The sequence below is a fragment of the Novosphingobium tardum genome (genome assembly GCF_042652045.1).
Lineage (GTDB): Bacteria > Pseudomonadota > Alphaproteobacteria > Sphingomonadales > Sphingomonadaceae > Novosphingobium > Novosphingobium tardum.
The window spans coordinates 119,149-139,038 of record NZ_JBHSDR010000003.1 but is presented as its reverse complement, the minus strand read 5'-3'; the positions used below and the strand labels follow the sequence as shown (position 1 = coordinate 139,038).

The 19,890-nt window shown below is 65.5% G+C and carries 23 protein-coding genes and 1 tRNA gene; 13 read left to right on the top strand and 11 right to left on the bottom strand.

Annotated features, from left to right (window positions below; all coding sequences use genetic code 11):
- Positions 1-11: 11 nt before the first annotated feature.
- Entirely contained in the window at positions 12-374 is a 363-nt protein-coding gene (locus tag ACFO0A_RS00800) for a response regulator (RefSeq protein WP_379537080.1), read from the bottom strand.
- A 136-nt stretch (positions 375-510) separates the two neighbouring features.
- On the opposite strand from ACFO0A_RS00800, the gene ACFO0A_RS00795 reads away from it, so the two are divergent.
- Genes ACFO0A_RS00795 through ACFO0A_RS00775 form a run of 5 tightly spaced genes read left to right on the top strand, consistent with a single transcriptional unit; the run spans position 511 to position 3,730 of the window.
- Complete coding sequence (locus tag ACFO0A_RS00795) at positions 511-720, top strand: DUF3572 family protein (RefSeq protein WP_379537079.1); 210 nt, start codon at positions 511-513, stop codon at positions 718-720.
- The gene (locus ACFO0A_RS00790; RefSeq protein WP_379537078.1) at positions 717-1,364 is read left to right on the top strand and encodes an HAD family hydrolase; all 648 of its coding nucleotides are present in this window, start codon (positions 717-719) and stop codon (positions 1,362-1,364) included. Before ACFO0A_RS00795 ends, ACFO0A_RS00790 begins: the two co-directional genes overlap by 4 nt.
- The gene (locus ACFO0A_RS00785) at positions 1,361-1,831 is read left to right on the top strand and encodes a RidA family protein (RefSeq protein WP_379537077.1); all 471 of its coding nucleotides are present in this window, start codon (positions 1,361-1,363) and stop codon (positions 1,829-1,831) included. The genes ACFO0A_RS00790 and ACFO0A_RS00785 overlap by 4 nt, the downstream gene beginning before the upstream one ends.
- Positions 1,803-2,585, top strand: a complete 783-nt coding sequence (locus ACFO0A_RS00780; RefSeq protein WP_379537076.1) for a glycerophosphodiester phosphodiesterase family protein — start codon at positions 1,803-1,805, stop codon at positions 2,583-2,585. The genes ACFO0A_RS00785 and ACFO0A_RS00780 overlap by 29 nt, the downstream gene beginning before the upstream one ends.
- The gene (locus ACFO0A_RS00775; protein ID WP_379537075.1) at positions 2,582-3,730 is read left to right on the top strand and encodes a GNAT family N-acetyltransferase; all 1,149 of its coding nucleotides are present in this window, start codon (positions 2,582-2,584) and stop codon (positions 3,728-3,730) included. The genes ACFO0A_RS00780 and ACFO0A_RS00775 overlap by 4 nt, the downstream gene beginning before the upstream one ends.
- Here the strand turns inward: ACFO0A_RS00775 and ACFO0A_RS00770 are convergent, their stop codons facing one another.
- Positions 3,731-4,081, bottom strand: coding sequence for an SEL1-like repeat protein (locus ACFO0A_RS00770; RefSeq protein WP_379537074.1), 351 nt, complete (start codon positions 4,079-4,081; stop codon positions 3,731-3,733).
- 354 nt (positions 4,082-4,435) lie between these two features.
- On the opposite strand from ACFO0A_RS00770, the gene dksA reads away from it, so the two are divergent.
- From dksA to ACFO0A_RS00750, 4 genes are all read left to right on the top strand, one after another.
- Positions 4,436-4,891: an RNA polymerase-binding protein DksA gene (dksA, locus tag ACFO0A_RS00765; RefSeq protein WP_379537073.1), complete on the top strand. Its 456-nt coding sequence runs from the start codon at positions 4,436-4,438 to the stop codon at positions 4,889-4,891.
- Between the two features lie 129 nt (positions 4,892-5,020).
- Positions 5,021-5,374, top strand: a complete 354-nt coding sequence (locus ACFO0A_RS00760; protein ID WP_379537072.1) for a PilZ domain-containing protein — start codon at positions 5,021-5,023, stop codon at positions 5,372-5,374.
- Between the two features lie 88 nt (positions 5,375-5,462).
- Positions 5,463-6,944, top strand: coding sequence for an ABC transporter substrate-binding protein (locus tag ACFO0A_RS00755; protein ID WP_379537071.1), 1,482 nt, complete (start codon positions 5,463-5,465; stop codon positions 6,942-6,944).
- A gap of 112 nt (positions 6,945-7,056) precedes the next feature.
- On the top strand, positions 7,057-7,464 hold the full coding sequence (locus ACFO0A_RS00750) for a DUF4112 domain-containing protein (RefSeq protein WP_379538129.1): 408 nt from the start codon (positions 7,057-7,059) through the stop codon (positions 7,462-7,464).
- A gap of 15 nt (positions 7,465-7,479) precedes the next feature.
- On the opposite strand, the gene ACFO0A_RS00745 is transcribed toward ACFO0A_RS00750, so the two are convergent.
- The gene (locus ACFO0A_RS00745) at positions 7,480-7,656 is read right to left on the bottom strand and encodes a DUF1674 domain-containing protein (RefSeq protein WP_379537070.1); all 177 of its coding nucleotides are present in this window, start codon (positions 7,654-7,656) and stop codon (positions 7,480-7,482) included.
- A 73-nt stretch (positions 7,657-7,729) separates the two neighbouring features.
- On the opposite strand from ACFO0A_RS00745, the gene ACFO0A_RS00740 reads away from it, so the two are divergent.
- Positions 7,730-8,986 carry an RsmB/NOP family class I SAM-dependent RNA methyltransferase gene (locus ACFO0A_RS00740; RefSeq protein ID WP_379537069.1) on the top strand — a complete coding sequence of 419 codons (1,257 nt, stop codon included), beginning with the start codon at positions 7,730-7,732 and terminating at the stop codon, positions 8,984-8,986.
- 9 nt (positions 8,987-8,995) lie between these two features.
- Here the strand turns inward: ACFO0A_RS00740 and msrA are convergent, their stop codons facing one another.
- Positions 8,996-9,535, bottom strand: a complete 540-nt coding sequence (gene msrA / locus ACFO0A_RS00735) for a peptide-methionine (S)-S-oxide reductase MsrA (protein ID WP_379537068.1) — start codon at positions 9,533-9,535, stop codon at positions 8,996-8,998.
- 150 nt (positions 9,536-9,685) lie between these two features.
- Between msrA and aguB the strand changes: the two genes are divergently transcribed.
- The 3 genes from aguB to ACFO0A_RS00720 all read left to right on the top strand — a co-directional run bounded on the left by aguB (position 9,686) and on the right by ACFO0A_RS00720 (position 11,124).
- A complete protein-coding gene (gene aguB, locus ACFO0A_RS00730) occupies positions 9,686-10,537 on the top strand; it encodes an N-carbamoylputrescine amidase (protein ID WP_379537067.1) in 852 nt (283 codons plus the stop codon).
- 4 nt (positions 10,538-10,541) lie between these two features.
- On the top strand, positions 10,542-11,033 hold the full coding sequence (gene folK, locus ACFO0A_RS00725) for a 2-amino-4-hydroxy-6-hydroxymethyldihydropteridine diphosphokinase (RefSeq protein WP_379537066.1): 492 nt from the start codon (positions 10,542-10,544) through the stop codon (positions 11,031-11,033).
- Positions 11,034-11,048: 15 nt separating this feature from the next.
- Positions 11,049-11,124, top strand: a tRNA-Lys gene (locus ACFO0A_RS00720).
- A 147-nt stretch (positions 11,125-11,271) separates the two neighbouring features.
- Here ACFO0A_RS00720 and ACFO0A_RS00715 read toward each other — a convergent pair.
- The 7 genes from ACFO0A_RS00715 to ACFO0A_RS00685 form a co-directional block, all read right to left on the bottom strand.
- The gene (locus tag ACFO0A_RS00715; protein WP_379537065.1) at positions 11,272-11,520 is read right to left on the bottom strand and encodes a hypothetical protein; all 249 of its coding nucleotides are present in this window, start codon (positions 11,518-11,520) and stop codon (positions 11,272-11,274) included.
- 4 nt (positions 11,521-11,524) lie between these two features.
- On the bottom strand, positions 11,525-11,710 hold the full coding sequence (locus tag ACFO0A_RS00710) for a DUF3606 domain-containing protein (RefSeq protein WP_379537064.1): 186 nt from the start codon (positions 11,708-11,710) through the stop codon (positions 11,525-11,527).
- A gap of 673 nt (positions 11,711-12,383) precedes the next feature.
- Positions 12,384-12,611 (bottom strand): hypothetical protein, encoded by a 228-nt coding sequence (locus tag ACFO0A_RS00705; RefSeq protein ID WP_379537063.1) that lies wholly within the window; start codon positions 12,609-12,611, stop codon positions 12,384-12,386.
- Positions 12,601-18,030: a thermonuclease family protein gene (locus tag ACFO0A_RS00700; RefSeq protein WP_379537062.1), complete on the bottom strand. Its 5,430-nt coding sequence runs from the start codon at positions 18,028-18,030 to the stop codon at positions 12,601-12,603. Before ACFO0A_RS00700 ends, ACFO0A_RS00705 begins: the two co-directional genes overlap by 11 nt.
- The gene (locus ACFO0A_RS00695) at positions 18,027-18,752 is read right to left on the bottom strand and encodes a hypothetical protein (protein ID WP_379537061.1); all 726 of its coding nucleotides are present in this window, start codon (positions 18,750-18,752) and stop codon (positions 18,027-18,029) included. Before ACFO0A_RS00695 ends, ACFO0A_RS00700 begins: the two co-directional genes overlap by 4 nt.
- Positions 18,753-19,039: 287 nt before the next feature.
- Positions 19,040-19,438, bottom strand: coding sequence for a hypothetical protein (locus tag ACFO0A_RS00690; protein WP_379537060.1), 399 nt, complete (start codon positions 19,436-19,438; stop codon positions 19,040-19,042).
- Positions 19,438-19,584, bottom strand: coding sequence for a hypothetical protein (locus tag ACFO0A_RS00685; protein WP_379537059.1), 147 nt, complete (start codon positions 19,582-19,584; stop codon positions 19,438-19,440). Before ACFO0A_RS00685 ends, ACFO0A_RS00690 begins: the two co-directional genes overlap by 1 nt.
- Positions 19,585-19,890 lie beyond the last annotated feature (306 nt).

Genomic DNA, 19,890 nt, shown 5'->3' with positions numbered 1-19,890 from the left:
GGAAGGCACGATCAGATCAGGCGGTTCACCGCCGCCAGGAACGGGCCGATCGAAACCGGCTTGGCGAGGTAGCCTTCGGCGCCGGCTTCCTTGATCCGCTCCTCGTCGCCCTTGCCGGCATAGGCGGTAACCGCCAGCACCGGGATAAGGCGCAATTCGCGGTCGGCTTTCATTGTCTCGATCAGGTCGAGCCCCGATATGTTGTTGAGCTGGATGTCCATGATCACCAGATTGGGCACGAAACCGCGCGTCCGCTCGATCGCTTCATTGCCGTCGGCCACGGGTTCGACTGCGAAGCCCTGGCTGCGCAGGAGGTCGCAGAACAATTTTCGGTTGAGGTCGTTGTCCTCGACAACCAGTATTCTTTTTGCCACTTGGCTTGCCGCCTCGCCTAGCGCGCGCCGGACGGCCGCAGCGACGCTCTATGCAGTTGGAAGGGCCCTGACAATCGTTCGCAATCCCGCCCTCCGGCCGGATCCCCAGGCGCTGGCGCTTTTCGCGCTCGGCTGGGTGCTGGCCGATGAACGCCGCGCCGATCGGCTTCTCGCGCTGACCGGGCTGACCCCGGACGAGCTGCGCGGATCGCTGATGGAGGCGCCCACGCACGCTGCGGTGCTCGACTTCCTGCTGGGCAACGAGGCCGACCTCGTCGCGGCAGCCGAGGAACTCGACGTTCCGCCCCAGGCTTTCGCCCAAGCCCGAGAGAGTATTCCCGCATGAGCCGCCCGCTGGTCATCACCGATTGCGACGAAGTGCTGCTGCACATGGTCGCCCCGTTTCGCGATTGGCTGGGCGAGGCGCACGGCATCGACTTTTCGATGGAAGGCGCCGACTTCAGCAATGCCCTGCGTTATCGCGAAGGCGGAACGCTGGTCGAACCGGCGCAGATCTGGAAGCTTCTCAACGCCTTCTTCGACACCGAGATGCATCGCCAGGATCCGATTGCCGGCGCAGTGCAGGCGGTGGCCGAGCTGCGCCGCCATGCCGACGTGGTGGTGCTGACGAACCTCAACGATCACCGCCAGGAAAGCCGCACCCAGCAGCTTCGCGCCGCGGGGATCGAAGCGCGCGTGTTCACCAACCAGGGTCCGAAGGGGCCGGCGCTGCAGGCCATTCTCGACGAATACAATCCATCCGCAGCGCTGTTCATTGACGACCTGCCGCAGCACCACGGTTCGGTGAAGGACACCGCGCCTCACGTGACGCGGCTTCACCTTTGCGGCGAGCCGCTGCTCGCCCCGCACATCGCCTGTGCGCACGAAGCGGGCCATGCCCACGCCAGGATCGATGACTGGGACCGCGCGCTGCCGTGGCTGCTGGAGCGTCTGGAAACCAAAGCAACCGTCCGGGGAGACGCCGCTTGACCGATACCGTTACCGCGAAGCTGGCCGAGCTCGGCCTGACCCTGCCAGAACCCGCCGCGCCGGTGGCGGCCTATGTTCCGGCGGTCGAGGCCGGCGGGCTTCTGCACATCTCGGGGCAACTACCGTTCATCGACGGCAAGCTGGTGCGGGGTCGGCTGGGCGAGGACGTTACCCTCGAAAAGGGTGCGGATGCGGCACGGGCCTGCGCGCTGATGCTGGTGGCGCAGGTCAAGGCCGCGCTGGGCGGCTCGCTCGACCGCGTGGAGCGGATCGTGAAGCTGGGCGCCTTCATCAGTTCGACAGCCGATTTCACCGACCAGCCCAAGGTTGCCAACGGCGCCTCGGAGCTGATGGTCGCCCTGTTTGGCGAGGCCGGTCGCCATGCCCGCAGCGCGGTCGGCGTTCCCGTTCTGCCGCTGGGCGCGGCGGTCGAGGTCGATGCGATTGTCGCCGTTCGGCCCGCTTGATCGCTGGCGGGCGCCGGCGCCTTCGCCGGAACGCGTGGGCTGGCTGCGCTCGGCGACATTCGCGCATCGCGGCCTCCACGGCGTGGGCGGCGAAGGGCCGATAGAGAACAGCCCCACCGCCTTCGCCGACGCAATTGCCCGCGGGTTAGGGATCGAATGCGACGTCCAGCGCAGCGCCGACGGGCAGGCGATGGTGTTTCATGACTGGACCCTCGAACGCCTGACCGCCGCGACCGGACCGGTGGTCGAAAAGAGTGCCGAAGAGCTTGGTTCGCTCCGCCTGGGCAAAAGCGCGGACACGATCTTCACCCTGCCACAGCTGCTAGACTTGGTCGGCGGACGCGTTCCCCTGCTGATCGAGATAAAGTCGCGCCGCGACGTGCGGTTCGCCCCGCTTTGCCTCGCTGTTCGCAGCGCACTCGAAGGGTATCGCGGCCCGGTGGCGGTGATGAGCTTCGATCCGCGCGTCTGCGCCTGGTTCGCCCGACACAACGCGCACATCGTTCGCGGGCTGGTCGTTACTGAGGAAGGTCACCGGGGCCGGGCGGGCCGCCTGCGGCGTCAGCTTTCGCTCTGGGCGGCGCGGCCCGATTTCCTGGCTTATGATGTGCGCGACCTGCCGAGCCGGTTCGCCGCCGCGCAGCGCAAGCGGGGCCTGCCGCTGCTCACCTGGACCGTTCGCAGCCCGGAACTGGCGGCGCGCGCGGCGCTCCACGCCGACGCTCCGATTGCGGAAGGGGCGGGTATAAGGTGAGCGAGACGACGATCACTGCACGGATTGGCGGCAGCGTCGGACAGTTTTCCGCCGCCGAGTGGGATGCACTCACCGACGGCACGAATCCGTTCGTCAGCCACGCGTTCCTCTCGCTGCTCGAGGATTCGGGCAGTGTCGGCGGGCGCAGCGGGTGGACCCCGGCGCCGATCGTGATCGAAGCCGCAGACGGATCGCTGGCGGCGGCGCTGCCCGCCTATCTCAAGTCGCACAGCCAGGGCGAATACGTCTTCGACCATAGCTGGGCCGATGCCTGGCAGCGCGCAGGCGGCGACTATTATCCCAAACTGCAGATCGCCGCGCCCTTCACCCCCGCAACCGGACCGCGCGCGCTGACGCGCGATCCGCTTCTGGCTGGTCCGTTGCTGCGCGCTGCCGAACAGCTTTGCGCGATGAACGGCCTGTCCTCGGCCCACGCGACATTCATTGAGCCAGAACAATTGCCGTTGTTCGAGGATGCCGGATGGCTGATCCGCAGCGACATCCAGTTCCATTGGTGCAACCGCGGTTATGCCAGCTTCGACGATTTTCTCGGTGCGCTTTCATCGCGCAAGCGCAAGGCGATCCGCAAGGAACGCGCAGCGGCGCAGGAAGGCGTCGAGATTCGCGGGTTCTCGGGCGCGGAGATACGCCCAGAGCATTGGGACGCGTTCTGGGAATTCTACCAGGACACCGGTTCGCGCAAATGGGGGCGGCCCTACCTGACCCGCTCCGCATTCGACCTGATCGGCGAGCGGATGGGCGATCAGGTCCTGCTGGTCCTTGCGTTTTCCGGGGGAGCGCCGATCGCGGGCGCCTTGAACTTCATCGGCGGCGATGCGCTTTACGGCCGCTACTGGGGCTGCACGGTGGACAAGCCCTACCTGCATTTCGAGCTGTGCTATTATCAGGCGATCGACGCGGCGATCGCTCGCGGGCTGGACCGGGTCGAGGCCGGCGCCCAGGGCCAGCACAAGCTGGCGCGGGGCTATGAACCGGTACAGACATGGTCGGCGCACTGGATAGCCGACGCTGGCTTTCGCCGTGCTGTCGGCGACTTTCTCGAGCGCGAACGCGCCGGTGTCGCCTCGGATCAACTCTACCTCACCGAGCGGGCGCCGTTCCGCAAGGGTCCGGCGCCAAGCTGATCAGGCGGCGCGGCGCGGCGCCCCGTTGTTGAGCCACTCGCGCGCCCGGCGCTGGGCCTCGGCGATCTCGCGGGCGGTCATTTCTTCCGAGATGTCGGCGCGGCAGAGCTGGCTTTCCTCGTGTCCGCTGACTGCGGCGAGGTTGAACCACTTGTGCGCTTCGATGAGGTCGCAGGACACCCCGTGACTGCCGGTCGAGTAAGCGACGCCAAGGTCGTAATATGCGGTCACGTCACCCTGCGCGGCTGCCGCCAGGCACGTTGCGACAAGCATGTCGGCTGCGGATGAGCTGTTGCTTTCGTCAGCGGCACGAGCCCCCCGGCCGACGACTTTGATGAAGTCCTGTTCCATTGCCCCAATCCCCCGCGGGCCGGCAAGAGGCCTGCCCGTTGCGACAATCTCACGAATCAGGGTCAACAAAAGGTTAACGCCGCTGCGTCCTGCCCTCCAGTTGCCTGCGATCGCCTTCATGAAACGACGAACTACAGCGGAGATGTTGCCGTATGGCGACACTTCGGGCGGGTTCCGGCACCACTTTCTCGACGTTCGGCTGGCCTTAATCCTTTCGCCCTTATCGGCGGTCTCGAATGCGCTTGTGCGCGACTCGGCCGGACTCTATAGGCCCGCCAGAACGCCTCGTTATATCGGGGCGGGACAGGCGCTTGCGGGATCGAGCGCGGGGACTGAACCTGGGTGGAGTGCCGTATGGCCGTGGTTCTGGCTGACGAGATTGACGTACTTGCAAAGGCGAAGCGCGCGCTTGCCGAGGATGTCCCGGCCGACGACGAACCCTACATGGGCGAGGCGCAGCTCGAATATTTTCGGCGTCTTCTCCTCGAATGGAAGAAATCGATCCTTTCGGCATCTGCCGGAACGCTGCAGTCCCTTCAGGACGGTCCGATCCGGGAAGCCGACCTCAACGACCGCGCGTCAAGCGAGACCGATTGGGGGATCGAACTTCGCACCCGGGACCGTCAGCGCAAGCTGATCGCCAAGATCGACGCGGCGCTGCGCCGGATCGACGAGGGCGAGTACGGTTTCTGCGAAGTCAGCGGCGAGCCCATCGGGCTTGGCCGGCTCATCGCCCGTCCCATCGCGACGATGACGGTCGAGGCGCAGGAAGCGCACGAGCGCCGCGAAAAGATCTCGCGCGACAACTAGGCGAGCGCGCCAGCCCGGATTTATCCTGTCCGGTGCGTTAAACAATTATTTGCCGCCTTCGTTTATTCCTCCACCGGAGCAGGAAGGGCATTGCGCTTCCTCGGGTCACGCGCGCTGGAAGAAGATGGAATGGCGGAAATCGATCATCGCCTGATCAGTCGGGACAGCCTGTTCCTCATGGCCGATTTGCGATCTTCGGGATCGGTCGCGACCGAGCGGGTCAAGGTGCGCAACCTTTCCGCCGGCGGCATGATGGCTGAAGGCGCCGAAAACCCGGTGCGCGGCACACTCGTCGAACTGAACTTGCGCAACATCGGCTGGGTTCAGGGGGAGATAGCCTGGGTCCACGGCAACCGGTGCGGGATCGCCTTCAACGAGGATATCGACCCGAAGTTGGCGCGGGCTCCCGTCGTCGGCATCGAATCGCCCACGCTGGTCAGGGCCGCTCAGTCGATGCGGCGGGCACCCTTGCGCAAGCTCTGACGCGCGGCTTCTTCCTCAGCAGGATTTTTCTGTCGCCGGGCGACCTGCCGCGCTGACCCTGCCCGCCAGTGCTGCTACAGCGGCACCGATGCGATCATCCAACCGCCTCGTCCCGCTTCTCGCGCTTGGCTTCGCCGTGGCGGTAGCGACCGGGTGCAGCAAGCGCGACGAGAGCCTGGTGCGGATCGCGACGATCGGTGCGAGCGATGCGCTTTCTGACCTGCGGGGTCCGCGGCTCAACCCTTCGGCCGCACTGTTGCGGTCCGCGACGACCGAGGGTCTCGTCGGCTTTGACGAAGAGGGACGCGTCGTCCCGGCGCTGGCCGACCGCTGGATCGTCACCGACGACGGGCAAAGCTACATCTTCCGGCTGCGCAATGGCGATTGGCCCGATGGCAGCCCGATCACCGGCGAGGCGGCAGCGACCGCGCTGCGCCGAGCGCTGCGGGCGCTGCGCGGCACGCCGCTCGCGCTCGACCTCAACCAGATCGACGAAATCCGCGCGATGGCGGGACGAGTCGTGGAAATCCGCCTCACCAGCCCCGTCCCCGACTTGCTCGACCTGCTTGCCCAGCCGGAGCTTGGGCTGCCCTACAAGGACAAGGGTGCCGGGCCCATGGCGCTGGAGCGCAAGGGCAGTGTCGTGCAGCTCGTTCCCATCGCGCCCGAAAAGCGCGGGATGCAGGCAGAGGAAGACTGGAAGCAGCGGGTTCGCACGTTGCAGCTCAGGGCCGAACCGGCGGCCCGCGCCGTGGCCGCCTTCGATGACGGCACGGTTGATGTGGTTCTCGGCGGTCGCGCCGACACGCTTCCGCTGGTCAAGACCGCCGGACTTTCGCGGGGGACGATCCGGCTCGATCCGGTCATCGGCCTGTTCGGCCTGCTCTTCGTGCACGACGACGGGTTTTTCGCCGAGCCGGCGAACCGCGAGGCGATCGCGATGGCGATTGACCGCGCGGCATTGCTCGATCCGTTCAACATCGCCGGCTGGGTTCCCACCACCCGTATCGTGTCGAGCGATGTCGAGGACGATCTCGGCACGATCGGCGAGCGGTGGACGGGACTGGACGTTCCTTCCCGCCAACGCATCGCCGCCCAGCGCGTGTCGCAGTGGACGCGCGGCGGCCATGCGCTCGCGCCGCTGCGGATCGCGCTGCCAGACAGTCCAGGCGGCGCGATCATCTTCGACCGGCTGCGCGCAGACCTGAGCGCTATTGGCCTGTCGGTACGCAAGGTAGGCGAGGATGCGCCTGCCGACCTGCGACTGCTCGATGCGACGGCGCGGTACGGCCGAGCGACGTGGTTCCTCAACCAATTGAGCTGCGCCGCGCCCCGCGCCGTATGCAGTCCCGAAGGCGATGCCCGTGTGGCCGAGGCGCGCGCCACTGCCGACAAGAAGGGCCGCGCCGCCCTGCTCGCCGAGGCAGAGGCCGAAATTACCGCGGTCAACGGGTTCATCCCCTTCGCTCGCCCGCTGCGTTGGTCGCTGGTGCGAGGAGACATCACCGGCTTCTCGCCCGACCTTTGGGGCTGGCACCCCTTGTTGCCGCTCGCCCTCGCGCCCAGATAACGATTGCCGCCAGTTCCGCGCGGCCGATTGATGGGCTTGCACGATGCCGGCGAACGATTCCTCTGTCTCCACCGATGCTCGCGGACCTTCCGAGCGCGTCCGGCCCGAACGGATGACTTTCGACTTTGCCGCGGCCCAGGGCCTCGTCGGCCGCGACCCTGCAGCGGTGCGCCGCCGGATCGAGGCGATGGAGCAATTGCTCGAGCGCGCCTTCACCATTCCCGGCACGAACCGCGCCGTGGGCCTGGACGCGATTGCCGGCCTGATCCCGGTGGCGGGCGATCTCGTCACCGCGGCGATGGGCGCGTGGATCGTGTGGGAAGCGAGAAACCTTGGAATGCCGAAATGGCAGCTCTGGCGAATGGCCGGGAACGTGGGCTTCGACACCGCGATCGGCGCGATTCCCTTTGTCGGCGATGCCTTCGATTTCTTCTTTCGATCGAACAGCAAGAACCTTGCGATAGTGCGCAAGCATCTCGACCGGCATCACCCGTCGACCGGGATCATCGACCAGGCATAGACCGTCTGTCTGCGTTTAGAAGTCGACCGCGATCCCGTTGCGTTCCCAGTCGCCGAAGCGCGTCGGATCGAGCCCGTCGGGATCCTTCCCCCGTACGGGATCGCGTGGCTGGGGCGCGGGATCGTTGGTCCAGTGCGCAGGCTTTTTGATCGTGGCGGGGCGCTTCGTCGCCCGGGGCGTAGGTTCGGTCATGACCGCCACGATGGTCCGCAGCGGCGACACGCGCAATTGCTTTGTCTCGCGCCGCCGCCGATAGGCGCTCACGATGTCGCGTTCACCCGATCCCTCCGGTCTCGCCGCGCGCCAGGCGGCGCTGCGCCTGCTCGATGCCGTCCTGCGCCGGGGCGAGCCGGTCGACCAGGCAGCCCCCAACGTCCTGCGCAATGCCGGAAGCGGCGAGGATCGCGCGCTGGCGCTGGCCATAACCGGCGAAGTTCTGCGCTGGTTGGCCGATCTTGATGCGCTGATCGATTCGGCCACCGCGCAGGCACTCCCCGACGACGCCAAGGTTCGTACCGTGCTGCGGATGATGCTGGCGCAGGCGCTTAGGCTGGGCACACCGCCACACGCGGTTCTCGCGACTGGCCTTGCGCTGCTGACGGGTGGCCCGCGTCGTCTGGCGCACGGCGTTTTTTCCACGTCGCTCAAGCGCGAAGCGGCGCTCCCCGCGGCGCCGACCCTTCCCCCCGCGGTCGCGGCGCGATGGGAAGCGGCGTGGCCGCGCAGGGTGCCCGCCATCGCGGCCATGCTGGCCGACCCGCCGCCGCTCGACATTACCTTGCGTGATCCGTCGCAGACCGAAAGGTGGGCCGAGGCGCTGGGCGGCCGATCGCTGATGGCCGGCCATGTGCGCATCGCGCGCAGCGGCTCCGTTCAAAAAATGGCTGGCTTCGAGCGGGGCGAATGGTGGGTCCAGGACCTGGCCGCCAGCTTGCCCGCGCGCCTGCTGGGGCCCGGCGAAGGTCGCCGCGCGCTAGACCTGTGCGCCGCGCCGGGGGGCAAGACCATGCAACTTGCCGCTGCGGGCTGGCAGGTGACTGCGCTGGACAAGTCGTCGCGCCGCGCCGAGCGGCTGCGAGACAACCTGTCGCGCTCCAACCTTTCCGCGCAGGTCGTCATTGCCGACGCTCTCGAATGGGCGCCCGACGATAGGTTCGATGCGATCCTGATCGACGCCCCGTGCAGCGCGACCGGCACCTGCCGCCGTCATCCCGACGTGCTGCACCGTATCGGCAGCCGACAGATCGAGGAACTGGCCGCGCTCCAGGCCACGCTTCTCGACCGCGCCGCCGGGTGGCTCGCGGCGGGCGGGCGGCTCGTTTACGCGGTCTGCTCGCTTGAGCCGGCCGAAGGGGAGGATCGGGCGCGCGCCTTCACGCAGCTTGCGCCCGACCCGGCGCTGGCTGGCGAACTGCCGGAAGGAATCGTTCCAACTCCCGAAGGATGGCTGCGCACCGACCCCGCCATGCTTGGCGAAGCAGGCGGGCTCGATGGATTCTTCGCCGCGCGCTGGCGGGCCTGATCCGTCCGGTCAGGCTGCTGCCGGGTTCTTGATCCGGTTGGCGAAACTCTTGCGCAGCTTCTGGAGTTTGGGCGGAATTACGGCGAGGCAGTAAGGGTTCCGCTGGCCTTCGCCTTCCCAGTATTCCTGGTGATAGTCTTCGGCCGGATACCAGTGCGTCGCTTCCTCGATCGTCGTCACGATGGGCTTGGCGCTGTCGGCCCCGGCCCGCGCGATCGCAGCCTCGGCTTCGGCGCGCTGAACATCGTCGAGCGGGAAGATCGCCGAGCGATATTGCGTCCCGATGTCGTTGCCCTGGCGATTGAGCTGCGTCGGATCGTGCGTCGCCATGAACACGTCGAGCAGGTCGCCATAGGTGAGCTGCGCCGGATCGTAGGTAATGCGGATCGCCTCGGCGTGTCCCGTGTTGCCGCTGCAGACCTGCTTGTAGGTCGGACTTTCCACATTGCCGCCGATGTAGCCGCTCTCGACTTCGCTCACGCCCACGACGTCGCGGAACACCGCCTCGGTGCACCAGAAGCATCCGCCTGCCACAATTGCCGTTTCCATGATTGCCCTTCGCCTGCTGCCGGATTGATTGTCGGCAGCAATATGGGAACTGCGGGGGCAAGTGTCACCGTGTCATTTGCAAGCAGCGCTGTCCGCCAGGCTCTCGCAATCGGTGGACTTCCCGCCCTCGCTTAAATATCCGCGTGAACCATGACCCTGCTCACCGTTGCCGCGCTCCAGCTCGAGCTCAATTCCGCCGACGAGGGCGAGAACATCGCCGCCGTTGCCGCGCTGGTCGAGGATGCGGCCGCCCGTGGTGCCCGGATCGTCCTTCCGCCCGAACTGTTCGCCGGCCCCTACTTCTGCGCGGTCGAGGACGAAGCGTTGTTCGCGCTTTCCCGCCCGCTCGACCAGAGCGACTCGGTGCGCGAAATGCGTCGGCTGGCAAAGGCGCTCAACGTCGCGATACCGACCAGCTTCTTCGAGCGCGACGGCCAGCATTACTACAACACGCTGGCGATGATCGACGCCGGCGGAGACGTGCTCGGCACGTATCGCAAATCGCATATCCCGGACGGACCCGGATACGAGGAGAAGTACTATTTCCGCCCGGGCAACACCGGCTTCAAGGTGTGGGACGTGGTGGGCACGCGGATCGGCGTCGGCATCTGCTGGGACCAGTGGTTTCCCGAATGCGCGCGGGCGATGGCGCTCATGGGCGCCGAGTTGCTCTTCTATCCCACCGCAATCGGTTCGGAGCCCTACGATCCGGATTTCGACACGAGCCGGATCTGGCGCCGGGCCATGCTGGGCCATGCTGCATCGAATTGCATGCCGGTGATCGCGGCGAACCGCATCGGGACCGAGCATGGCCAGCGGTTCTATGGCCACAGCTTCATCGCCGATCAGTGGGGCGATTTTGCGGCGGATTTCGGCAGCGAAGAGAGCGGGGCGCTGGTCGCCACGCTCGATCTTGCCGCTGCAACTCGCCACCGGGCCGGCATGGGCTTTTTTCGTGATCGCCGCCCGCAGCTTTACGGCCGGCTGGTCGAGGACATCTAGGCGCTTGGCCTGGCGCTACCTGGTTGCGCTCGGGTCGAACAGGCGCGTCAACCGCTTCGGGGCTCCGCCCCGCGTCCTGCGCGCGGCGGCGGTCGCCATGGCCGATGCCGGTCTGGACGTCCTCGCGCTTTCTCCGGTCATCGCAAGCGCTCCGCTCGGCCCTTCGCGGCGGCGCTACGCCAACGCGGTGGCAGAGATCGAAACCGCGCTCGATCCCCCGGCGCTGCTGCGCGTACTAAACCGGATCGAGGACGATTTCGGCCGGCTCCGCCGGGGCCGGCCATGGAGCGAACGTTCGCTGGACTGCGATATCGTTGCGTGGAGCGGCGGCTCCTGGGGCGCGAGCGACCTGGTGATCCCGCATCCCGAGTTCCGCAAACGCGAGTTCGTCCTCGCGCCCGCCGCCACGATCGCCCCGCGCTGGCGCGATCCGCACACCGGCCTGAGCATGACCCATCTCGCCTCGCGCTTGACCCGGCCCCGGCCTCGGCCCTAGGGCACCGGCTTGGTAGGGCCCTTAGCTCAGTCGGTAGAGCAACTGACTTTTAATCAGTAGGTCGCTGGTTCGAACCCAGCAGGGCTCACCATATTGATTTTATATGATTTTATCGGAGGTCGAACGCCCTCCATAGATAGTGCCTTGAGGCAACTGGTAAGCACCAGGTAAGCGCGGCGCTGCTTCTGATCCTCCGAGATGGGTTGCCTTTTGCGGGCCCCAACGCTTTCTGTGGCTGTTACCTTTGCCCGCCAATTGCCGCATCGATCATCCGAGACCAAACCGCAACATCGCCCGCTGCCGCCATGGAGCCGTCGGGCTCTCGAAGGGTTTTTAGCACTGCCACTGCGTCGTCGCGGTAATCTTGCCACTGCATATCGACTGCATGAGCAGCTGATGGGTCCTCGCCGCCGGCATTTGCGCTAAGGCGCTGGCCGGCGAGCACTCGCGCGATCCGTTCAATCGCCGGCTTTTCCGAAGTGGGCATGAGGCTAGCCCTTCATCCGTCGAGCGGCGTTGTCCAATGCCCCCCGGTTGTTGCCGTGCTGGGCGATCAACTGCTGAGCCTGCTCGACTGTGATCCCGTGCTTGTCCGCAAAGTAGCGAACTTCGTGTTCCTGGTGGCCCGCGATTCGGCTGCGATCCTGTGCGCCTACGTTGTTGGTGTCATCGGACATTCTCTATCTCCTTCAAGTTGAGAACGTTCGGCGGAGAGATGGTTTCCGCCGGTCGCTTTCGCTGCCGGGATGCTGTGGTCGAGCGATTTACTAGTGCGCGCGTGCTCAATTTGATCGCTTTGACCGACCCCATAGAGCGACCGACATACGGCCAGATCGCAAAGCGCCTCGAGCGATTGGTGAGCTTGCGCATGCGGCGCGCGTGCACGACCCGGCATTTTGTACGCAAGCGGGCCTATAGTGGGGGGATGGTGGGGTGGCAGCGCCCCACGTTACCTGTCATATTCCGCTTGCCCGGAGACCCTTGCGGTCAAATCATCCGCGCAGAAAGGCGGTGAGTCTAATTATCGAAGGTTCGTTGCTTACTGCAGTCATTGGCATTCTCATGCTCATGATTGCATTTGCCACTCTGGTTCTGAAGGTTCTGGAGCTGGCGCGTTCAAAGTGAACGACGGGCGGGGTCCGGCTGGCAGGCTGGACCCCAAACGAATGGAGCCCCGACCGTGGCAGCGGTGCGGGGCTCATAACGTGCGGAAGCTAATTACTGTCCGGCTCGTTGCTTCGCAGTCTATATGCGCTTTTCGTGAACGATTCAACAATCACCTGAATTGGGTTTCGTTCCGATCTTTGGTTAGACCAAAAGCGCGAACCGCCATCAGACCGATTGCCGCAGTTATACCCTTTGATCCCATTGCTCCCGGTCTAAAGCGACAAAACCGCCCTTGAAGGGCGCTCCATCCTCATCCCAATCGGCATCAATCCCCGCCGCGTCATCAATGGCGCGCTGATCCTCATCGGACAGCGGCAGACCCAGCCAAACCCTGTCGGCAATGCTCAGCGCGTCTCGGTCGTTCGCAGGGACAATAGGGACGATAGGGACAATAGCTCGATCAGCGGCCATCGATCTTAAACCCCGGAGGAGGTGGCGGCATCCCCGCCAGCGGATTGCGGAGACCCGCAGCCTTAGCTCCACCGATGGCCGGTGCACCATAGTAGCCGGGGAACGTAGCGTGCAGATGATCGCCCTCGTTCAGCAGTCGCGCATCCGGCTGGAACTGCTTCACAGCGCCCCGAAGCCAGCCGAGCGACTTGCCGGGCGGCGGCAGCATGTCGAAGCTCGAACCGTCCAGATGCCCGCTGTTGTCGGCTGGATGATAGCCGCGCCGCTTCATGTCCGCCTGATAGGCGGGCGTGCGAAAGCCACTGGTAAAGCGAACGCCCGGGATCGCGCTTTGCAGATCGCGGTAGAGATTGAGTCCGCCCGATGCGCCATCGACGCTGAAGCCCGGAGGTGGCGGCACAGCCTTTGACGCCGTGCTTGCAGGAGCCTTGGCGCTTCCAAACAGGCTAGTGCGTGCAGCCTTGCGAGCCCCCTTCATCACGTCCCCGACGCTGTCCTGGCGCGTTTCATCGTCCATTGCGGACCATGCCTTCGAGCCCACGAGGCTGCGGAGGCGAGGGTAGGCGATTGCCCCAGCCTTGGCTTGGTAGCTGTCATATTCCTGGGGCGTGAGCTGGCGGTCCCCAATCTTGCGCTGTGGCAGACCCACCGAAACACCCGCGTCGAGCAATGCCCGGTTGACCGGGTCGCTCTTCTGAGTGGACTGCCAGATGGGCGACAGCATGTCGGGGCCGACGCCGCCTTCATTGGTGATGGGCTGCCCCCATACGTCGCGACGCGGCAAGAGGTTGTCCGAAACGCCCGGGACCCGGCTCTGGATATACTCGCCTACGCCATCAGTCTCGCGAGCCACCGGATCGACCGTGCGGGCCATCTGCGCCACCGCAGACGGCACAACCACGGCACCGGCCAAACGTTGAATGAGCTTGTCAGCGTTGCGCTCCGGATCGTCCAGAGCCTCGATGATATCGGACAGGCCCGAGAGCCATGTCTTGCTGGCGAGGTTGCCCATGATCGAGGCGACCAGCAGCGGCGCACCTTCGTTCAACTGGTGTTCGCTCATCCCCTGCGGCAGGAGTGCCATGTCGGCGGCGACGCCCAGCGTCGTCGAGAACGGGTCCAGGCGTTTGTACGAGTACCACTTGTCGCCCAGCTTGATCGAATAGGGCTGCCACCCATCAGCGTAGAGCAGCTTCGCCTTTGCCGGGTCAGTTGGCGGTGAGCCTGAGATACGGCCGGCCAGCGCATACTGATAGACCGCCATGCCCGCGCCGGTCCCGACCAGCATCCGCGCAACGGCAAGGTCACGGCGAGCCCCGCCAGCCTTGAAGTCCGCGCGCCATTCGCGGAGCATCGGCGCCGCGGGGGAGCGCTCCGTGGCAAACTTGAGCAGGTTGGTCGGCGTGCGCACGAACGGCAGGAACGGCTTCAGGATAGGCCAGTCCTGTGTGATCGCCGCGACATGGGCCGCACCCGGTCCGAGCTTGCGCTGGAAGGTCAGATAGCGCGCATAGTCCATCGATTTGGCCAGCATCTCGTCGGGCGGGTTGGCCGACAGGTCCGCGATCCGCGCCTTGGCAGCAGCCCCGCGCAGACCTTCCTTGCGGGCTTGGCGCACCGCCAACCCGTTGAGCTCCATCCGGCGGGCGACGCCTTTGAAAAACTCGTCTTCGGCCATGAGGAAGCGCGTCGGCAGACGGACGATCTCGCCCTTGATCCCTGACACCGCCTTGAACTGTTGCGTTTCCACCTTGGAGACGAGATCGACCGGCTCGCCCGTGCGAAGCGACCGCGCGAAGAGTCCGAGTCCTTCCTTCATTCCTTGAAGTAGGCCAAACGCTCGCGCCCCGACCTCCGAGCCCAGTACCGCGTCCTCGCCGCGTCCGGCCATCCGGCGCACGCCCCCGAACCCGGCAGCCACTGCATGTTCTGGAATCTGGCCCAGCGCGGTCAGGGTGTTCGACACCGTGTTGACCACGTGCGTCTGCGGCCCGCTCAGGAGTGAGTTGATATAGACTTCGGTGATCTTGTCGCGGAAGCGCGGCTTGGCCAGCTTGTCAGCGACGGTGTTGAACACACCGGGTCCAGCTTCAACGGCGTCCAGCAACGTCTCGGCAGCCTGCTTGATCCGCTCAGCGCCGCCGCCGTGATCGACCATGGCCGAGAGCACGTCTTTGTTGATGGCGCGACTGTCCGCCATCATGCGGAACTGTTGCAGCGCCCGGCCTGCCTCAGCTGTCGCGCCGGCCACCTGTTCCTGGATTGCGGCATGGCGCATCCATGCGCGCCGGAACGCTGCCATCGCATCATCGCCGGGGTTTTCAAGTTGCTGGACCTTGCGGGCCATGTTGACGAGCTCATTGGCGGACTTGGCGAGGATCTGGCGTGCGGCCAGTGCTTCCTCCGCGTTGAGCGCCTGCCCCTTGCGGCGCGAGAGCAGCGCGTCAGGCGTCATGCCCAACTCGCTGGCAAGTCGTTCGGTCTCGGCTTGCGTCACGCGCCCACGGGTCGCAGCGTCGAACCCGACGCGGTCCTGCACCGTCGTCAGCGCCCGCTTGATATCCTGCGGGCTGTCCAGCTTCTCCAGGCGGATATTGCCGGCAAAGTCCGGGCCGCCGCTTGGCCAGTCTTCATAGGCTTGTGGCGGCGGGAACGGCTGCGACTCATCGGCAGGCACCGAGCGATCGTTATAGACCGGGCCGTCGGCAAGCTGTTCCTCCAACGCCATGCGGTCCGCGCGGGTCGCGTCGAAGGTGTCCACCTCGTGCAGATCGTCAGGATGGAAGAACCGCTCGCGCCCTGAGTGGGTTGCCCCCAGCGCTTCGATAAAGCGGTTGATCGTGGGCCGGTCGCCCTGCGGCAGATAGCCGGCTTCCCACGCCTTGAACGCGGCATCGTCGAGCGACATGCCGTGCGTGTTGTCGATCAACTTGCCGAAGCGCTGTTCGCCCCGCGCAAAGTCCAGATCACGCGGAGCATTGCCGATCCCCATCGAGGTCAGGTCACCGCCTTCATCCTTCACCCCGCCATTCGCGCGAAGCCAGGTCACAAGGTCCAGCGGGCCACGCTTGGGCAGCGGGCGCCCATTGGCGGCAGTCACCGTGCGGCGGGCCAGCGTGCTTGCCTCATCGACCGGCTTGGCAGGCTCATAGCGTCCGGCATCAATCCGCGCGGCCTCCTCGACCGAACCAACCTCGTTCGATGCAATCGGCAGCACGTCGCGCGGTTCAATCCGCTCGCTCGCCGCACGCACCTGCGCTTCAGTGAGCGGCGCATCCATCCGGGTCGGCTTGTCTGTGAAGAGATAATCTGGGCGACGCAGGTCAGAGGTCGCAGCCGGGCCGGGTTCGGCCGCCATGGCTTGCGCATCCAGCTTGAAGCCGGGAGGGGGCGGCGGAACATTGGCAATGTCGATCCAGTCGCGATCCCGCATCGGCGCTTTGAGCATTTCCCCAAGCGGCAACCGGTCGCGAATGATTGTCTGCTCAGGGTCCAGCGCAATCACAACACGGTGAGAAGGTCCGTCGCCGTAGCGACCCCCGCCGATGTGCGTTATTCCGTCGTGACCCAGGTTGCGCACAGTGTCAGACATTATCTCGGCGCCTTCCCACTTGGGGATATCACCGTGATTGATCAAACCCTCTTCGACCGCCCGATAAGCCTGCTCGTTGGTCATGCCGGGCGTGAAGTCGGCATAGTCGCCCGCCACCTTGGACCAAGCTGCAACGTCCGCAGGCCCGTCCATGTCCAGAGGATTGGTGACCCTGGGCTCAACGGCATAGATTGACCGCCCCGAAAGATCGCCCGCCCGCTTGAGCCCTTTGCTGCTGTAGCCCGCCGCGACCGAGGGGTTGTCAGTCAGGTATGTCCCTTGGCCGAAAAGGCCGTAACCGCTCTTCGCGTAAGGATCGAAAGCGTCGATGTCGGGATTGGACGAGCCGTGGAGCATGACCCCCTCGCCCTGTCGTGCTGCCCAAGACTGAACCTCGGGCAGCACATCTTCGAGCGAGGGGGCCCTGCCGACAACCGGGCCGGGATATGAGGTCTGGATTGCCGAGCGCAATTCCGGGCGCTGGCGATAATCGATTGGCCCTACGTCTATACGGTCGGGTGAACGCGGAACGCCGTTCGGGATTGCGACAGAGCCGTCAGGAGCGCCACCACCGCCCGGCATCTTACGAAACCACCCAGAGACGCGTGGCGCGGCATATTCGAGCGCCTTGGTGCCCAGCACCGTGGTAGCCACGCCTTCGCCAAGTCCAACCGTGCCAGAGGTCAGGCGATCGGGCAACGTGTCGCCTTGGCCGAAGCCACCGAGGAAGCCGTAGCCTGCGCCCCACCTGGCGAGGTCGGCAGCCGTCTCGACCTTGCCCATTGGCAGCGCCAGACCCCCGACGATCTCACCCGCGCCTCGCACGTAGGGATGCGCCAGCGCGTCATAGCCGGTGATCGCCTCGTTCTGTTGCTGGTTGTTCGCCCAGATATCGGCAAGGCGCCGGTCCGAGTTGAAGACGTTCTCGCGGTCGGGCGTGACGCCCAGCGTATCGACAACCGCGCCAGCCTCATCGAGCAGGTTGGGCAGGACGCCGTCGCCGACGCCGCGCACGGCAGCACCGACCGCGCCGTCGCCCTGATTGGTCAGCGGCTTGGGCGTGTGCTTGTATGTCACCGCGTAATCGACGCTCTTGTGGGCGTCGCGGTCTTTCACGAACGCCGCCACGTCGCGCGGGTTCAGTGTGAAATAGTTGTCCTTCGCGTAGGCGAGGATTTGGTCAGGCGTGCCGCTGTGGAGCAGCGCCTGATAGCCCTTCTCGATCTCGGGTCGCAGCCCGGCCATCGGCGTGGGCGTGTCCCAGAACCGGGCCACGGTTTCGCGCGTAGGTGCAGGGTCTGGATTATGCCTGAAGTCTGACGGGGTCTGCGCGTAGACGCCATGCACGCCTAGCCGGTTCTCCCGGGCCAGGCGCTCGCCTTCCATGTAGTTTTGCGCGCGGTCAGGTTCGCGCTTCATGTAGGACGGTTCCGCAAGCGCGTTGCCAGCGCGGACCATGCGCTGGCCCACGTCCTGCCCGCCCTGAGTGACAGGAGCGACCAGGCGCCCGTAGCTGTAGCCTCGCAGGTTGCCGATCGCGCCGAACGGATCGACCATGGTGTCAACAGCGGCTTTGGCATTGGCCCCGATAGGCACCGGCTGCCCCTGCCGGTCCCAGCCCTGTTGTCCCGTCTCCGGCGCGTCTACACCGTAAAGCCGCAGGTGCGGTCCATTGGTTGTGGACAGCGTGTCACCGTCTATCGCGTCGCCATCGAGCTTGAAGCCTTCAGGCGGGGGCGGAATGTCGCTGATAGCCGAACGAACGCGCGGCAACTTGCGCGGGCCGTCCAGACTAAAGCCGGGCGGGGGCGGGGGAACGTCGCTCAACGGACAGGCACCCAGGCCGAGCCGTCATATTCCATCTTCTGACCATTCGGGCCCGTGGCGGTTGGGCGAGCCTTGCCCGCTGCGCGCGGGTGGGCGTCGCGGTAGGTCGGTACGCCGCGCGTCGTAACGCGGTTCTTTTGCCGGATGCCTTCCAGGCTTTCTCGGTTGCCCTGGCGGACGCCCTCGATCTTCAAGCGGTTGCCAGTACGGTAGTCGTCGAGCGTGCGGTCATGCGCCAGTGCGGTCGGCCCGTTTGCCCGCAGCACGTAGTCCTGCACTGCGTTGAAATAGTCGTCACTGCCGGGCTCAAGGCCCATGTCCGCCGCATACTGCTCGAACGGCTCTTGACCGTCGTAGAGCGTGGCCACGTCGCCGCTGTTCGGATCGTATTGCAGGCGGTCCCGCCCAATCGTGAACGGTGCAGCCGCACGCAGGTCTGCGCCTTGCTGGCGCGCGTAGTCATCGTGCCGCCAGCGGGCGATTGCGTTGATCGCGTTGAGCCGCTGTGTGCGCTGGGCGTCGCGGCGCTGGGCCATGTTGGCGATAAAGGCATTTGCCCCAGCCTGGTTGCCCGACATGCCCATCAGCGCGGGAGCAAGGATCGAGGCAATGGTCTTGAGCGTGTCCTTCTTGTGCGGCTTGGGCATCATCGCCGCCATGGCCGCGTCATAATCGAACGGCTGGGCCATGCCGCGCCGGGGAAGGACCTGCACATCGCCCATGGTAGGCTGTGACGGCAATTGCGGCTGAGGCACGGACTCAGGCTCCGATCCATCGTCAGGCCGGACGGATGGCCTGGTGCGTCCGAACATTCCGCGCGAGACGGGCAAGCGCGGCGCCTGCGTGTCGCCAGGGTTAATGTTGCCCCCGCCGATCCCACCGAGAGGGCCTGGGATCGCCATTGGCAGGTCGCCATAAGTGAGGGTCGGGGTCTGGGCGGAGACCGGAGCCGAGCCCGGCACAATCTCATTGAGCCCGCGTCGCATCCCGCCGAACATGCCAAGCGCCATCAGTGTATCTCCAATCCCCTGAGGTCGCGTGCGACCATGAAAACTCCCGGCGTCAGCATGTCCGCTGCCGCCACCACCATTCGGCCCAGCTCTTCGTCGCCGTCGTCGGCCATGTGCTCCGCCAACGCGACTGCCTCGCCCTGCGCTTCATCGGCCATCGTGAGCAGTCCAACATCGCGGAGTGCGTGGGCGTGCTGTTCGAGCAGGAAGAGGAACGTAATCATCTCTTCGCGCTCACCCCGCAGTGCAGCCAGGCGCGCGAATGTGCAGGCCTTCGCCAATGCTATGACGGCGGGCTCGATCCCGCTTTCGGCGCGGGTGTAATGAACCGCTGCAAGCTGATTAAGGGCTTCAACATCGCCCTGCGCAGCGAGGCCATGGATGGATTTATCTTCCATCAGTTGAGCCCGACGCGTTCACGGACGAGGCCGCGCAGATATTCGGAGACGCTTACGCCCGAGGCGCGGGCACGGTCGGCCAAGGCCACGGCAAGCATGTCGCTTGCGCGGAAAACGATGGTTGAATCCTGAACTTGCGAACGCATCGAGACCCCCTGTCCCACTGTATTACAATAGTAGCACAGTAGGCCGAAAAAGTCAAGCAATTCCGCCAGTGTTCAATTTTTGTTCCGTCACCCAATTGACCGAATCAGTGGCGCGGTGGAAGCGGGAGCGATGGGATCAAAACGCCTCGACAGCCTGGCCGATTACAACCGCCACAAGTACCGCATCCGGGCGGATTGCCGGTCCTGCAAGCGGGTGACGATCCTTGAACCCCTGCCGTTGCTTGTCCGCTGTCAGGAGCGAGGCTGGAATTATCAGATTGGCAGCGTCCAAGCGCGAATGGTGTG

Excerpts from the sequence above, each read along its gene's own strand:
- aguB (WP_379537067.1), top strand. The coding sequence starts at position 9,686 with ATGACCCTGCTCACCGTTGCCGCGCTCCAGCTCGAGCTCAATTCCGCC.
- ACFO0A_RS00770 (WP_379537074.1), bottom strand. The coding sequence starts at position 4,081 with ATGGAACAGGACTTCATCAAAGTCGTCGGCCGGGGGGCTCGTGCCGCT.
- ACFO0A_RS00695 (WP_379537061.1), bottom strand. The coding sequence starts at position 18,752 with ATGGGCGATGTGCAGGTCCTTCCCCGGCGCGGCATGGCCCAGCCGTTC.
- ACFO0A_RS00705 (WP_379537063.1), bottom strand. The coding sequence starts at position 12,611 with ATGGCCGCTGATCGAGCTATTGTCCCTATCGTCCCTATTGTCCCTGCG.
- ACFO0A_RS00710 (WP_379537064.1), bottom strand. The coding sequence starts at position 11,710 with ATGTCCGATGACACCAACAACGTAGGCGCACAGGATCGCAGCCGAATC.
- ACFO0A_RS00790 (WP_379537078.1), top strand. The coding sequence starts at position 717 with ATGAGCCGCCCGCTGGTCATCACCGATTGCGACGAAGTGCTGCTGCAC.
- ACFO0A_RS00685 (WP_379537059.1), bottom strand. The coding sequence starts at position 19,584 with ATGCGTTCGCAAGTTCAGGATTCAACCATCGTTTTCCGCGCAAGCGAC.
- ACFO0A_RS00755 (WP_379537071.1), top strand. The coding sequence starts at position 5,463 with ATGCGATCATCCAACCGCCTCGTCCCGCTTCTCGCGCTTGGCTTCGCC.
- ACFO0A_RS00760 (WP_379537072.1), top strand. The coding sequence starts at position 5,021 with ATGGCGGAAATCGATCATCGCCTGATCAGTCGGGACAGCCTGTTCCTC.
- ACFO0A_RS00750 (WP_379538129.1), top strand. The coding sequence starts at position 7,057 with ATGACTTTCGACTTTGCCGCGGCCCAGGGCCTCGTCGGCCGCGACCCT.
- ACFO0A_RS00690 (WP_379537060.1), bottom strand. The coding sequence starts at position 19,438 with ATGGAAGATAAATCCATCCATGGCCTCGCTGCGCAGGGCGATGTTGAA.
- ACFO0A_RS00740 (WP_379537069.1), top strand. The coding sequence starts at position 7,730 with ATGTCGCGTTCACCCGATCCCTCCGGTCTCGCCGCGCGCCAGGCGGCG.
- ACFO0A_RS00745 (WP_379537070.1), bottom strand. The coding sequence starts at position 7,656 with ATGACCGAACCTACGCCCCGGGCGACGAAGCGCCCCGCCACGATCAAA.
- ACFO0A_RS00715 (WP_379537065.1), bottom strand. The coding sequence starts at position 11,520 with ATGCCCACTTCGGAAAAGCCGGCGATTGAACGGATCGCGCGAGTGCTC.
- dksA (WP_379537073.1), top strand. The coding sequence starts at position 4,436 with ATGGCCGTGGTTCTGGCTGACGAGATTGACGTACTTGCAAAGGCGAAG.
- msrA (WP_379537068.1), bottom strand. The coding sequence starts at position 9,535 with ATGGAAACGGCAATTGTGGCAGGCGGATGCTTCTGGTGCACCGAGGCG.
- ACFO0A_RS00780 (WP_379537076.1), top strand. The coding sequence starts at position 1,803 with ATGCGATTGTCGCCGTTCGGCCCGCTTGATCGCTGGCGGGCGCCGGCG.